Here is a 13780-nt window from a genome sequence, read left to right as displayed (position 1 = left end):
CGCTAATCTTTCAGCCGGCCGTGGACGATCACCAGGGCGAGCACCAGCGCCGGCAGAATGAAGTCGCCGAACATGATGCCGGGACCGGCGTTCCAGGCGGCAACGTTCGCCTTGAGCAGCACTTCCCGGACATGCCCGACGCCGCAGCCCCAATAGACGACCAAGACGTTAAGCGCCGCAGCCAGCCAAAACTCCCGGCGGAAGAAAAGACAAAGGATGCCAAGCACGCCGATCCCCAGGTTCATCATCGCCACTTCATACTGGAATGGGCTGCCAGCCGCCCAGCCGATCATTTGCGCGGTGTAATCCGCCCTGGCCGTGTGCATATACGCGCCGATCAAGCCGCCGACCCCGATGTCGATGACCAGCAGGTAAAGAGCGATGATCCCAATGATGTTTTTGAGCGTCCGCGGCTTCTTAGAGAAAAAAATGTTGGCCAGCGAGACGGCCAGCGCCAAAACGAACATGAACAGCCACATAATGGATACCTCCTGGCAGGAATTATAGCAGAATCCGTTGTATAATAACGCCAGGAGGAATTCATGAACAAACTACTATTCGCGCTCACCGTCCTGCTTTTTGTCGCCACGACCGCCGGTGCCATGGGAACAGCGCCAAAACCGCCGGCGGTTGCCGACCTGCAAACCGCCGTGCAAAACGAGCTCAACCGGATGAACGGGGTGATGAAGCTGGCGGCGATCAAGCTGGCCGCCACCGACCTCAAAGGGCTGAATGCCCGCCAGGCCCTTTATGACGTCTATAGCGACGTCAATTCGGCGATCGTCGTTTCCTCGATCAGCCTGGACGGCACGCTGCTGGCCGTTGAACCATCCGCCCGCTATTCTTCGGGAGTCGGCCAGAGCATCACCAACCAGGCCCTTTTCCAAACCCTGCGCTCAACGAACAAACCGGCCATGGGCCAAATGTTCCTGGCGGTCGAAGGGTTCAACGCCGTAGCGCTCGGCTACCCGATAGTTTCCCAACCGGACGGCAAAACGATCGGTTACACCACCCTCGTCTTCCAACCGGACGCGCTGATCAGGAAGATCGTTAACGACCAGGCCGGCGGCGTCACCTTTGAAGCGCTCGCCATCCAGCTCGACGGCAAAGTGATCTTTGACCGGGACATCCTGCAAGTCGGCAAAATGACCTTTTCCGATCCCGGCTATGCGCAATTCCCCTCGCTGGTCGCTTTTGCCCAACAGGTCGTCGCCACGCCGGAAGGGAGCGGCCATTACGAATTCCTCGACCGGGACCGCGCCACCACCGTCCATAAACAGGCAACCTGGGCGACCGTGGGGCTCTACGGCACGCAGTGGCGCCTGATCGTCTCCGCGGTGCAATGAACAACCGGCTCGTGCCGCTGGTCCTCGCCGCGCTGGTGCTGGCGTCCGGCTGCGCGGATAACCGGCCGGTCAAGGTCTACAGGTTCATCGACTCGGTCAAGCATGCCGATTTTGACTACCAGGCGCTCCAGGAAATCGATCGGCTGCCGACCCCTTACCCGCCTGGAAGCCCGTTCCAGGTCGGAGAGCTGCCGATCGCGGGCGGCGACGGCACTCTCTACAAATTCCAGGCGGAATACCGGGGGCGCTCGGCCGAGGCCGGCAAAGAACGCTTCCACGATATCCTGGTCGTGAAACTGGACAGGGACGGCAAAGTGGCCGACGCTTTCCATTACACCCTGGAATGGGCGGATAGCCCCAGCCTCGATCTTTTCCGCGCCGGCCGGCGGGGCTTCGTCCTGGAGAACGGCCTCACCCTCGACCGCTTCGCCTTTACCAATCCGCAAAACCGCTTCCACGAACGCGGCGTGATCAACCTCTACTCCGCGAACGAAGCGACCCGCTTCCTGGCCAGGCTCAAAGAGCTCGTCCGGCAGGACAAGAAAACCGAGCTCGCCGGTCTGGTACATTACCCGCTGGCAGTGACCACCGGCCGCGCGACGATCCGGCTCAAGGGCCAGGCCGACTTCAGCGCCCGCTACCCCGAGCTGTTCACTCCCCGGGTCAAGGAAACTATCCTGGCCCAGCGGCCGGAAGAGATCTACGCCGACTATCGCGGCTATATGATCGGCAACGGCGCCCTCTGGTTCGACGACTGGGGCCAGGGGCTCAAGATCATCGCGCTCAAACCTTGAGCCCGGCGTTGCGCGCCGCCGCTTCGTGCATTATAATTGAGTAATCCGGTTACACAACAGGAGCGTGTGGAACATGCGCAAGTTTTTTCTGGCAGCCGCGGGCTTAGTCCTGATCGTCCTCTTGGTCATCAGCTGTTCCAGTCTTTTCTCCACTCGGGGCGATAAATACTGCCAGCAGGCGATGCGCTTTGAGGGACACGGCAATTACCCGAAAGCGCTGGAATACTTTAACCTGGCGCGGACCGCTTACCGCCAGGAAAAGAATTGCTGCCTCGGGCGGGAATGTTGTGCCGGCTACTGGCGGGCGCAAAAAGTGATGCTTTCTTACCCGCATTCACTGGAGGCGGTCAGACGGCTGATCACGCAGTCCTATCCCAAGATCAGCCAGGCCCGGATCGATCAGGTCATTAAGGATAACCGAATCGATAATTTGACCATGGGCGGGAAAAAATATTATTTTGCCGATCTCCTGAACACACTTTACCACCTCTACCCCGATTTCCGGGCCAGTCAGCAGGGAACGGCCCTGGGCAAAGGGCAAGACCCGCTCAAACTTTTACTGGCGCTGCTTAAACAGCAGGCTGCCGGTCCGGCCGACAAAACATTTTTTATGCCTGCCACCTACCTGGCGAGCGGCCGCGCGGTGCTCAAACGGGCGGAATTGCCCGCGGCCGGGACGTTCAAGATCTGGATCCCCCTGCCGATCGCGACCGCCGCGCAAGACAACATCAAGATCGTGGCCATTGAACCGGCCAAATATGTCAAAGGTCCGTTCCTGACCAGCGGCGATATCGGGTTGGCTTATCTGGAGGTACCGCTGGACACCCTGAAGAACGATCTCAAAATAGAGGCAAGATACGAATTCCGTCATTTTGCCCAGCGGTTCAAGATCGATCCGGCCAAGGTCGGCAGTTACGATCGGAACAGCCAGCTTTATCGCCGTTACACCCGTTCCGCCCGGAACATCATCTTTGACGCCGGGATCAGGGACACCGCCCGGAAAGTCGTGGCCGGGGAAAAGAATCCGTACCTGGCCGCGCAAAAACTTTACTACTACGTGGTCGAGCAGATCAATTACAGTTTTATGCCGCACCTGGCGCTGGAGGTCCTCAAGGTCCCGGAATCGATCTATGTCCACCGGCACCGTTTTGGCGATTGCGGCGCCCAGAGCATCTACTTTGCCGCGCTCTGCCGTTCGCTCGGCATCCCGGCCCGCTGTCCCGGCGGCTTGCAGACTTTCCCCATCGGCCAGCGCGGGGCCGGCGATCACTTTTGGGCGGAGTTCTATCTGCCTGATTACGGGTGGATCCCGGTCGATACTTCGGTCGGCCAGCTTGTCCGTTATTATCCGGGGTTAAGCAAAAGCGAGCGCCAGGCTTATATGGCTTATTTCTTTGGGGGGCAGGACAATTGCCGCTGGCAGATCCAGAACGATGTTGACGTGCCGCTGACGCCGGAACCGGCGGAACCGCTCTTTTTCGCCATGGCTCTGCAGGCGCCGACCGCCGTTTGCGACACCATGCCGGAGAGCGCCGGCAAGCTGCTCGGCGAGCGCTGGGTTTGGACGGCTAAGAAATTAAATAAATAGGCGGGTTATTCGCCGGCCGCTTTTTCGTTCTCGGCGACGAACTTCTTGATATCCTCGAGGTGATCGAGGATCATTTTCGCCTTGGCCATGCCGAAGGAGAACGGATATTTCTCGTCCTCGCTCCTCTTCAGTACGATGGTCGGCTTCCCTTTGAACTCGCTTCTTTCTGCGATCATGTTGTTTAGCTCCTTTCCGTTGATACAGGCATTATAGCAGATTACCCCAAATGTTGGCGGAAGAATCTTGCGGTCCGTTCCATGAACAAGCCCCATTGCGGGCCGAACTCATGGCGCTCGCCGGCGTAACGATAATAAGCGACATCCTTGCCGGCTCTTTTCAGCTCGGCCGCCAACCGGTCGGACCAGGCGATATAACACGACTCATCCCTGGTCCCGTGGTGGATCGCGACCGGGGCAGTTACCTTGTCCAGGAAATTAATGGCCGACATGTTGCGCCAGAACTCGGCTGTCGGCTCCGGCGAACCGTATTTGGCCAAAAGACTTGCGCCCGGCCCCCCGTGGTTCCGCCGGCCCCAGCGGTTGAAGTTATCGATGTAATCGGCGCTGACCGGCGCGTAGAGGACGAAAGCTTGGGCCAGGTCGGGCTTGGTCGTCATGATGTTAAGACAAATACCGCCGCCAAGCGAGTGTCCCATCATCCCGATCTTCTCCTTGTTCAAAAATTTATAGCCGCTTTGCTTGACCGCCAGGACAACGTTAATGACGTCTTCGACATAGCCAAGGCGCAAGCCACTTTCGCTGTCCGGGTCCTTAGCCGATAAACCGTGATTGCGGTAGTCGGGATGGATAACGACGAAGCCGCGCCGGGCCAGGTAATCCTGCTCGCGCTTCAAGCCGCGGCCGACGGTGTAGAGCCGCGGCGGAATGTGACCGTGGTTGGTGATAACGACCGGGAACGGCCCCTTGCCCACCGGTACGTTCATGATACCGGAAATGTTCAGCTGTCCGCTCAGATAATTGATCAGATAGCGGGTATACTGGGCGTTTCTCGCCAGCGTTTTGACGATCTTCAATTCCCGCCCGTCAAACTGCTGTGCGGCGATCTCCGGCAGCGACTCCGGGTTAAACTCCGCCGGTTGTTTGGCTGCCGCCGGGGCGGCTAAAACAATCGCCATTAGCAATAAAGCGAATCTTGCCCGCATCGGCCCAATTGTAGCACACTGAAATCACCGACGTCGGCTAACGATATATCGCTGTCATGCATCTTCCGCCGATCTTAGCGCAAAGAGGCCATTATTTGGCAGGCCGTGACGGCCTGGTCAGGTCAGCCCATTTCACCGAGCTGCAACTTTCGCGGCAGAAACCGCACGTTTATTACACGCCGCTGATCGCCGGCGATCCCGCCGCGATCACGCCAGGCAGCCACCCGTGCAATTCCTTCAGCGACAGGCCCGATCTCCAGTTCACCGGCCTGGAAAATTGCGTCCGGCTGGAAAAAGCCGGCGGACCGGCTGTTTACGTCATGGATAATCACCTGATGGCTTATTTTGCCTGGCACGAGGCCCGCTTGACCGGGCACCTGAAAGAAGGGGCAATATTACTGCACATTGACGCCCATCCCGACGATAGCCTGCAACCGCCGCCCGGCAAGATGCTGACGTTGGGTGACGCAGCCAATTTTATCCGGCGGGAACTGAATAACGCCAATTTCATCATGCCGGCGCTACGGCAACAGCTTCTGGGGGAATTCTGGTGGGCCTACACTTTTTTAACTAACGGGCGGCTTTCGTTCGGCTGTCCGGGAGGAATGGTCGGCAATTCCAACCAGCTTCCTCTTGGTCGTATACAAATCAGGCCACTGAGCAAAGAGGTCCCGCTTAGCGAGATCATTAGCCGGGCCAGCGGCCGGGAACGGTTCGCCCTCGATATCGACCTCGACGCGATCGTCAAGATAAAGTACCAGGGCGCGCTGCCCGACGCGGAGAGTTTCACGGCGGCTGAGGAATTTTTGGCCCTGATCGCGCAGCAGGCCGGGGTCGTCACCATCGCCACCAGCCCCGGCTTTGCCGACCAGCTGGTCGCGATCCCGCTGGCTCAGCGGTTAGCTGCTAAAATAATCGGTAATTAGCGGCGGCGGCGGTGGCGGGCGCCGTAGCTGCTCATGCCGCGCTGGCGCCAGTGCGAAGTATCGGGCTTGGCCTGCGGCCGCATCACTTCGATCGAAAGCTCGGGATGTTTAGCGACCGGCAAGGCCGTTCTCATCAATTTCTCGATATTGCGGACATCGCTGCTCTGCTCCGGCGTGGCAAAAGTCACGGCATGCCCCTCCTGCCCCGCCCGCCCCGTCCGGCCGATCCGGTGGACATAGTTCTCGGCGTCGTCGGGCAGGTCGTAGTTAACGACCAGCTCGATGCCGGTCACGTCGATCCCCCGGGCGGCAATGTCGGTCGCCACCAGGATCCGGTATTTACCGGACTTAAAACCGTCCAGCGCTTCCCGGCGCTGGGAGAGCGACCGGTCGGAGTGGATCTCCGCCGCGTTATAGTTCATCCCGCGCAGGCCGCGGGTGATGCGGGAAGCCCCGCGTTTGGTCCGGGAAAAAATGAGGACGGTGCCGCGGTACTGTTCCAGCATCGTGCCAAGCAGCTTCGGCTTGTCTTCTTTGCGGATAAAAAAGACCTCCTGGGTGACTTTTTCCGCCGCCGTGCCGGAAGGCGCGACCTCCACCTGGACCGGCAGTTTCATGTAGGAACGGGCCAGGTTGACGATCGACCCGGGCATCGTCGCCGAAAAAAGCATCGTCTGCCGGTCGGCGGGGATGTGGCGGGCGATCCGGGCGATCTGCGGGGCAAAACCCATGTCCAGCATCCGGTCGGCTTCGTCGAGCACAAAGATCTTGACGTCGGCCAGGTTGACCGTCCGCTGTTCCAGGTGGTCATTGAGCCGCCCCGGGGTAGCGATCAGGATCCGCGCCTGCCGGCGGATAGCTTGCACCTGCAGGTGCATCGAGGCGCCGCCGATCAGGACGGCCGTCCTGATCCCGGAAGAGCTGACAAAAGGCCGGAGCGCATCGTCGATCTGCAGGGCCAACTCCCGGGTCGGCGCCAGGACCAAGCCCTTGCCTTTTAACGCGGCTAACCGCTGGATCATCGGGATGCCGAAGGCGAGCGTCTTGCCGGTGCCGGTCTGGGCGACCCCGATCAGGTCTTTCCCTTCAATGCAGGTCGGGATCGCTTTCGCCTGGATCGGCGTCGGCGTCACGAATTTGAGCCGCTGCAGGATCTCCAGGAGACCAGGGGCGATTCCGAGGCCGAAAAAATTGCTGTTTGGCATATGGTTGATTATACCACGGTTCGCCGAATTGGCGAAATTTTCCGCTCTCTTGTTCGATAAATTCTGGTCATGTTCCACTTATCAGCGAGTGACCCGCGGGTCCAGATAATGTTCCATCTCCGGCCAGCCCAGCTGGCACAGCCCAGGGTCCCGATCAAGGAACGCGCCCTGAAAGCAGCCGAGACCCAGGCGATCTCCTACGGGCAAGCTCGGGAACATATCGACGAGCGGCGTTTTACCATCGGCCAGGTCGATTTTGCCCTCTCCCGCGAGGGAGAACTGGCCGATCCAGCCACGACCGCCACATTGATCGCCAATCTCGGCTCGATCTTCGACCAGGCTAATGTCAATTTGGCGCTCAAGGGGAACGGGCCGACCACCCTCAGGGTTGCGCTGCATGCCTACGAAAAGACCGTCTCGCTCAATGATAATCCTCTCTATCTGGGGACCGACGCCGGCCGGCTCCTTGACCTGACTTTTCTCCTGATCAAACCGACCAATTTGCTCGAATTAAGCGGTCTTTACGTCAAAACGCCCGCCCGCGGGATCGGCGGCCGGACGCTGGCGGCGCTGTACAATACCGCCGTCACGCTGGGCGAAAAGAAGATCATTTTTTCCACTCTGGCCAATGACCACGCCTGGCAATTCTACTTCCACCTGGATTTCGGCAAGCCGGTCAACGTCTTTTGGAATGAGTGGGAACTGCCGCTCTGACCAAAAACCGCTTTATTGTGCTATAATTATACACAAACAGGAGGACACCCATGTTAAAAAGGTTTCAAGTATTGTTGGAAGACTGGCAGGCCGATCACATGAAGCAGATCGCTGAGACCTATGATCTCAGTTTCTCAGAGGTTATCCGGCTGGCGCTTTCGTTGGGGATAACGACCGTTATCAAGAGCGTTGACCCCAAGTTCTCCACCACCGTTGACGCGAGCTCGATCAGGACGTTCCTTTCCCCGAAGACAACGGAAGACAAACGCCATCAGATGCTTTCCAAGCTTTATTTTGAAGCGCGGAAGGCGGCCGACGTCGGCAACGAATTTTTAGCTAAATCCCGGGCCAAGTAAAACCGCTACTCGAGCAATTTCGCTAATTGCCTAATGGCGTTCTCCTGCGACAACCGCTCCAGGCGGGTCCGAGCCAGCATTAATTCCCTCATGAACGAATGAAAGATCACCGGGTCTTTGACCACGAAATCATTGAAGTCCCGGAGCATCGCTAATCTTAAACCGCTCAGCTCCTGCCAGTAACGCCGCAGCGTCGCGTAATGGTGGGCGTATTTCTCGACCGTCACTACGTACATGTAATTATCGTAGACCAAGCCGTCGATCTTCCGCTGGTCCAGCTTCATTTTGAGCCCTCCCCGATTGGACCGGTAAGCAGCCACCGTATCCGGCGGCAAAGTCGCTTCCTCGCTCGCCGTCCTGGGCAGGCCGTAATGCAGCTTGTAGGCGGCCCGTTCCCGGTCCCCCAAAACCTCGCCGGAGTTAACGCCGCTGACAAAATCGTAACAATCCTTGTACAGGCCGAAGTTGGGGCTGTTATCAAGACAATCGTCCAGCGCGTCGTGCGGCGCCGCCAGGACATAGATCAGATCATTGATCAGTTGCCGCTCTTCCATGATCAGGTCGCCGGACGAATGGATCAGCTCCGGCCAGGCGGTCCGGCCGTCCTTGGTCGTGATCAGCGCGTACTTGCCGAACGGGTGGCTCCCCCACTTGACGCTGGCGACCTCGCCGCTGGCGTTGACGGCCGGGTCGTAAAAAGTATATTGCCGCGCTTCGCTCGGCTTGTTCAGGTCGTCGGCCACGCTAGCCGGCAGGTCGCGCCATTGGCCGGTGCTGTCCTGAAAGGACCAGTGGTCCCCCCGGCTGACGATCTCCCCGCCCATCGGGATGATCGTCGTATCGCGGTAAAGATTGGAAACGTAATTGGTCGTCCGCTTCAAGATCCGGAACCGCCCGGGCGAAGTTGGGTAAGCCAGTGCGGCTTCAAAGACCGGACGCCCCTTGGCATCGCGGCTCATCACCATCTGCATCACTTTTTGCGCTCCGCCCTTGACGGCTAACCGGGCGAACGGCTTACCATCCAGGCTAACCAGCCAAAAACCAGAGCTCGGATAAACGTCGATCCGCACGGCTTTCCGGTCGGCAAAGGCGGCTTTTAACTTTTCCAGGTCTTCCGCGTAATTGACCAGGTTGGCCAGCGGCGGCACGGCGGCGATCGCTTCTGCGCTGAGCCGGTCGGTATACGGGTGGACGACCATCTCCGCCCCAAGCGGCAGGATCTCGTAAAGGAAATAGCTGTTGCGCGGGGAGACGTGGATGCAGCCGTGGCTCTTATAGAGGTCCCCCAGGATATCGTTCAGGATCAGACCGAAGTTGTACTCGTTAAGCGCCATGACCGAGCGCAGAGCTAACCCGCCAGCCTCGCCGCTTGCCGCCCGGCGGATGACCGTTTTCATCACCGCCCGTTCGCGCTCGGTGAAGACCGAGGGCTTTTCCACGGGACGGAAAAAAGTCGAAAAGTTCAGCTCCTGGACATACTTCGCTTCGCCGGGCGGCGTGACGGTCCGGTATTCCAACCGGTCGGTTAACCACTCCTCCAGCACGTTCTGCCGGTTTTCCAGCGCATAAACGCCCATTCGCGTAAAGTCGGCCCGCAGCTGTTCCCGCAATTGCCGGAAAAACGGCCATTCCCGCCTGATCCGCTCATACCAGCCGGCACGCCTGGCCAAGGCCAGCTGATCGGTCTGCACCTGCCAGTAACGGCCGAGAGCCGCTCGCCGCGCCCCTTTTTCCCGCGGCAGCCGGTCCTCGGTGAATTCGCCGACCGCTTTTGCCTCCGCCGGCGTCAACGCCGGTTTTACCGAGCCGCTGGCCTGATAGTTTGCCAGGTCGCGGTTCCGGCTGACGGCCGCGTCAAAATCATCCGGTCCGGGCGCGGTCAGCAATTCGACCAGGTCCTTGGTCAACATGACTTGTTCAAAAACCGCTCCGCCGGGAGCATAGCCGCTAAACGGCGAACCGACCCGGCCGTCGACCGACCAAAAGAGCGCGTAACGTCCGAACCGGTTGTCGCCCCAGCGCGCCGCCGTTATCCGGCCGTCGCTATCGGTCTGCACGTCGAAATAACGGCCAACCCGCCGGTCGGGAGCGGCGGCCAGGTCGGCCGCGATCCGGCCCGGCAGCCGGAACCACGCTCCGCCTTCCTGATAGCTCCAGGTCCCGTTGACCGGCTGGAGCCAGGCGCCGAACGGGACGACCGATTCTTCGTAGAAAGCGCCGCTTAAATAATGATTGGTCCGGGCCGACAGCTTGTACCATCCGGCCGGGGTCTGTTTGTTCAGGAACGGGTCGTTGGGTAAAAGAAAGTCCTCGACCGGGCCGGCCGCGACCCTGACCTGGGCGTAGGGCGCTCCGTCCGCCAGCAAGAAAAGACGGCCGAGCGAGGGATAAACGGCCGCCGACGCGTTCTGGCCTAATCTTTTCTGGTGTTTCTCGATGTCGGTCTCGGCCAGCGTGATATCGGCCAAAAACGGTATGGCCTCGGGCCGAAAAGAGGGATCAGCGCCGGCCAGGTGATACGGCTTGACCGTTAACGGCAAACCGACCGGCAGGATCCGGTAAAGCAGATAGGCGTCGACCGGGGCAAAATGCAAGTCCCCTTTGCTGGGGGCGATTGCGCCGAGCATTTCGTTGAACAGTTTTCCCCAGTTGGCGGCGTTGATCAGGCGGAGACTTTCAAAGCCGTCCTGCGCCAGCGCGCCGGTCACCAGGGCCAGGAGAAGCAGAACGGTCGATATTGGCTTGCGCATCTTCCTTGATATTGTACTACAAAATTGATATTCTTGCCGTGGATGAAAAACCATCTGGCCCTGGTATTATTGCTTTGTTGCTCGGCCGCCTGGGGCGTGAACGCGCCGCCCGCTTTCGCGCCGCAAACGACCCCGCTGCCGCCCCCGGACGCGGCCAACGGCACGCTCAATGAGCCGCCGGCCTCACCCGCCGCTGAATACCAAAAATACGAACGCGAGCGCGGCGTGTTCGGCCGCTCGCTGGACGCCCGGCTCAGCGGCCTTTACCTCTATAACCGGACCGGCCAGCAAGGCTTGTTTGGCCTGGTCGGCGGCGGCTGCAATATAGTATTCCACGATCCCTCTAAGCTGGGGGCGCTGCTCGGTCTGGCCGAAGACGCGCTGGAATACGAGACCGGACTCGGCCTGGTAATCGGCAACGGGCTCAACAGCCAGGCCATGTTCTCCCTGCCGCTCAATCTGGGCGCCACGCTTTTTCTGCGGGAGAGATCTTTTCTGGGGATGACCCCGTACGTCGGCACCGCGTTGTCGCTCAACCTCTTCGGCACCAATAATCGTTCGGGGGGGATCGGGTTTCAATTCTACGGCGGCGTGGAAAGCGATCCAACCCTGCCGGGCGGCAGGACCGGGATGACCATCGGCTACGGCAGCTACCGGATCACCGACGCTCTCTTTGCCGAAGGGATATTCTTCTCGCTCAGCCAGCCGATCCGGTTATAATTACCGGCGTTTTGCTTTGCGGCGGGCGGCCTTGGCCATCCGGGCCAGAGCCATTTGCGGCGTCGTCCCTTCGGTCAAATTGTTCTGGTAAAGCGCGGCGTAGCCGGAGCGGTTCCGGATCTTGAAGACCTTGACCCCTTTAAGTTTAATTTCTTTTTGCATGTTGTTGTCCTCCTCTGCCGGTATTATAATACAACCATGGACGAAAAACAGCCGGAACACCATCACCAGCTCTCCACCCACCGGATCGAAGGATTATCGGACGGGATCTTTGCTTTCGCCATGACGCTCCTCGTCCTGGACCTGCAGTTCCCGGACGCCGCCGCCAGTTCCGGGATCTCGCTTTCCTCCCTGCTCTTTGGCCAGATCCCCCGCTTCTTCAACTTCCTGCTCAGTTTTGTCCTGCTGGCCGTTTTCTGGGTGATCCACACCCAGCAATTCCATCACATCAGGAAGATGGACAAGCTCCTCCTCTGGATCAACATCGGCCTGCTCGCCGCCATCGTCCTGATCCCGTTCTCGGCGTCGCTGGAAGGTGATTTTGAAGGACAGATGCTGGCGGAGCTCTTCTTTGCCGGGAATATGTTCCTGGTCGGCCTCTTCTTCCTGGCCAATTGGGCCTACGCGGTGAAAGGGAAACATTTTACCGACCGGCCGTTGGAAGAGGATTTCATCAACTCTTCGCTGATCGCCTCCATGACGATCCCGGCCGTCTCCCTGCTGGCGATGCTCGGCGCGCTTGTTTTCCCCCGGCACAGCGCCAACATCTTCCTGCTGATCCCGCTGATCATGACCGTCATCAACTGGCGGTCAAAGCGCCGGCGCAAAGCTTAGCAGCTCTTATAGCTCTGCCAGACCGCCCAGGTGACGGAGACCGAAGCGATAAAGAAGCTGAGATAGAGAATGTCGGGCGACACTCCCCAGTTAAGATAGCGCGCCAGGTCGTAATATACGTAGATCGCGAACGTCAGCGCCAGGCACCAGCCCCACGCCTTCCGCTTTTGCGTCGCCAGCAAGACACCTAACACCGCCGCGACCGCTTCCAGCAGGATCGAGAACGGATGCAGGAAATCCATCTTCTTTTGCCCCCTTTATTGCTTTACGAACTTCTGGATCCGGTGATTGCCGGTATCGGCCACATAAACCTCTTTCGTTCCGTAAACGGCCAGCGTTTCCGGGGTGACAAACTGACCATCCCCGGTTCCGTAACTTCCCCAGATCGCCATTAAACTCCCCGTTGGATTAAATTTCTGGACGCGATGGTTCAAGGTGTCGGCCACATAAACGTTGCCGTCAGTATCTACTTCTATCCCCTTGGGAGAATGAAATTGACCATTGCCTGACCCATACGATCCCCAGGTTGCCTCAAACGTGCCGTAAAAACTGAATTTTTGGACCCGGTGATTACCGGTATCGGCAACGTAGACCCATTGAGCGGTGCGATCGACCGCGATGCCGCAGGGCGAATCAAACTGCCCCGGCGCCGCACCGCCTGTTCCCCATCTCCTAATAAAAGCACCGGTATGTGCGCCGAACACTTGGACCCTGGCGGCATCAACTTCAAAAGCCTGATTTAATGCCCCCTCTACCCCCACATCACGCGGATAATCCAATTGACCGTCGCTGGTCCCCTGCGTTCCCCACACCTCTGGAGCACTACCATCAAGACTCCGTTCAACGAACCGGTGGTTGCTTCTATCCGCGACCAGAAAAGTATCATAAGTCCTGGTAAAACAGAGCCCGTTCGGATTTTTATAATTGGCCTCAAAGGTACCGAACGTGCCGAATTTATCGATAAATGCGCCGGTCGAAGTGAATTTTTGCACCCGATTATTGCTTGTGTCGCTGACAAAAACGTCCCCGCCGCTCGGCAGGACAGCTATCCCGGCCGGCGATCTAAATTCCCCTTCTCCTGTCCCATAGCTCCCCCATTTGCTGTCAAAACCGTAAGTTTCCGGGGGGGGAGTGGTCGTGGTTGTCGTAGTTGTAGTTGTTGTAGTTGTCGTGGCAGCCGAAGTTGTGGTCGTGGGGCCGGTCGTCGTCGTTGGCGACGAGCCGGTCGTGGTGGTCGCGGCAGAGCTGCCGGTCGTGGTGGTCGTGGCCGGAGCTGCCGTGGTCGTCGGCGCGATCGTGGTCGTGGTCGCCGCAGTTCCGCCCCCGCCGCAACCAGTCAGGTTAATTAAAAAGTAACAAGCAATACACAGCAAACAAACAATAAG

At 59.0% G+C, this 13780-nt stretch carries 17 protein-coding genes; 9 read left to right on the top strand and 8 right to left on the bottom strand.

The genetic code is table 11. The features are described 5' to 3' along the window. Positions 1-2: 2 nt before the first annotated feature. Entirely contained in the window at positions 3-467 is a 465-nt protein-coding gene (locus WC529_06370) for a DUF6790 family protein (GenBank protein MFA5113899.1), read from the bottom strand. A 75-nt stretch (positions 468-542) separates the two neighbouring features. Between WC529_06370 and WC529_06365 the strand changes: the two genes are divergently transcribed. The 3 genes from WC529_06365 to WC529_06355 all read left to right on the top strand — a co-directional run bounded on the left by WC529_06365 (position 543) and on the right by WC529_06355 (position 3728). Further along, a complete protein-coding gene (locus tag WC529_06365; protein MFA5113898.1) occupies positions 543-1346 on the top strand; it encodes a hypothetical protein in 804 nt (267 codons plus the stop codon). Next, entirely contained in the window at positions 1343-2140 is a 798-nt protein-coding gene (locus WC529_06360) for a hypothetical protein (protein MFA5113897.1), read from the top strand. The genes WC529_06365 and WC529_06360 overlap by 4 nt, the downstream gene beginning before the upstream one ends. Before the next feature lie 73 nt (positions 2141-2213). After that, positions 2214-3728, top strand: a complete 1515-nt coding sequence (locus WC529_06355) for a transglutaminase-like domain-containing protein (GenBank protein ID MFA5113896.1) — start codon at positions 2214-2216, stop codon at positions 3726-3728. Positions 3729-3733: 5 nt separating this feature from the next. On the opposite strand, the gene WC529_06350 is transcribed toward WC529_06355, so the two are convergent. Both WC529_06350 and WC529_06345 read right to left on the bottom strand, forming a co-directional pair. Further along, on the bottom strand, positions 3734-3904 hold the full coding sequence (locus WC529_06350; protein MFA5113895.1) for a hypothetical protein: 171 nt from the start codon (positions 3902-3904) through the stop codon (positions 3734-3736). A 41-nt stretch (positions 3905-3945) separates the two neighbouring features. Continuing rightward, a complete protein-coding gene (locus WC529_06345) occupies positions 3946-4863 on the bottom strand; it encodes an alpha/beta fold hydrolase (GenBank protein MFA5113894.1) in 918 nt (305 codons plus the stop codon). Between the two features lie 122 nt (positions 4864-4985). Between WC529_06345 and WC529_06340 the strand changes: the two genes are divergently transcribed. Beyond that, entirely contained in the window at positions 4986-5816 is an 831-nt protein-coding gene (locus WC529_06340; protein ID MFA5113893.1) for a UPF0489 family protein, read from the top strand. Here the strand turns inward: WC529_06340 and WC529_06335 are convergent. Next, complete coding sequence (locus tag WC529_06335) at positions 5813-7021, bottom strand: DEAD/DEAH box helicase (protein ID MFA5113892.1); 1209 nt, start codon at positions 7019-7021, stop codon at positions 5813-5815. The genes WC529_06340 and WC529_06335 overlap by 4 nt on opposite strands. Positions 7022-7090: 69 nt before the next feature. On the opposite strand from WC529_06335, the gene WC529_06330 reads away from it, so the two are divergent. Next, positions 7091-7735, top strand: a complete 645-nt coding sequence (locus WC529_06330; GenBank protein MFA5113891.1) for a hypothetical protein — start codon at positions 7091-7093, stop codon at positions 7733-7735. A 74-nt stretch (positions 7736-7809) separates the two neighbouring features. Then, positions 7810-8091, top strand: coding sequence for a hypothetical protein (locus WC529_06325; GenBank protein MFA5113890.1), 282 nt, complete (start codon positions 7810-7812; stop codon positions 8089-8091). A gap of 5 nt (positions 8092-8096) precedes the next feature. Here WC529_06325 and WC529_06320 read toward each other — a convergent pair whose 3' ends face one another. Continuing rightward, the gene (locus WC529_06320; GenBank protein MFA5113889.1) at positions 8097-10841 is read right to left on the bottom strand and encodes a L,D-transpeptidase; all 2745 of its coding nucleotides are present in this window, start codon (positions 10839-10841) and stop codon (positions 8097-8099) included. A 42-nt stretch (positions 10842-10883) separates the two neighbouring features. Between WC529_06320 and WC529_06315 the strand changes: the two genes are divergently transcribed. Next, on the top strand, positions 10884-11561 hold the full coding sequence (locus tag WC529_06315) for a hypothetical protein (GenBank protein MFA5113888.1): 678 nt from the start codon (positions 10884-10886) through the stop codon (positions 11559-11561). Here the strand turns inward: WC529_06315 and WC529_06310 are convergent, their stop codons facing one another. Next, positions 11562-11723: a hypothetical protein gene (locus WC529_06310; protein ID MFA5113887.1), complete on the bottom strand. Its 162-nt coding sequence runs from the start codon at positions 11721-11723 to the stop codon at positions 11562-11564. Between the two features lie 36 nt (positions 11724-11759). Between WC529_06310 and WC529_06305 the strand changes: the two genes are divergently transcribed. Next, a complete protein-coding gene (locus tag WC529_06305; GenBank protein MFA5113886.1) occupies positions 11760-12395 on the top strand; it encodes a TMEM175 family protein in 636 nt (211 codons plus the stop codon). Here WC529_06305 and WC529_06300 read toward each other — a convergent pair. Beyond that, complete coding sequence (locus WC529_06300; GenBank protein MFA5113885.1) at positions 12392-12637, bottom strand: hypothetical protein; 246 nt, start codon at positions 12635-12637, stop codon at positions 12392-12394. The genes WC529_06305 and WC529_06300 overlap by 4 nt on opposite strands. 15 nt (positions 12638-12652) lie before the next feature. Continuing rightward, entirely contained in the window at positions 12653-13387 is a 735-nt protein-coding gene (locus tag WC529_06295; protein MFA5113884.1) for an SMP-30/gluconolactonase/LRE family protein, read from the bottom strand. 178 nt (positions 13388-13565) lie between these two features. Here WC529_06295 and WC529_06290 point away from each other — a divergent pair, with 178 nt between their 5' ends. Next, on the top strand, positions 13566-13751 hold the full coding sequence (locus tag WC529_06290) for a hypothetical protein (GenBank protein ID MFA5113883.1): 186 nt from the start codon (positions 13566-13568) through the stop codon (positions 13749-13751). Positions 13752-13780 lie beyond the last annotated feature (29 nt).

The sequence above is a fragment of the Candidatus Margulisiibacteriota bacterium genome (assembly GCA_041650855.1).
Taxonomy (GTDB): Bacteria; Margulisbacteria; WOR-1; order O2-12-FULL-45-9; family XYB2-FULL-48-7; genus JALOPZ01.
The sequence above is the reverse complement of the archived record's forward strand: the minus strand, read 5'-3'. Positions and strand labels throughout refer to the sequence as shown.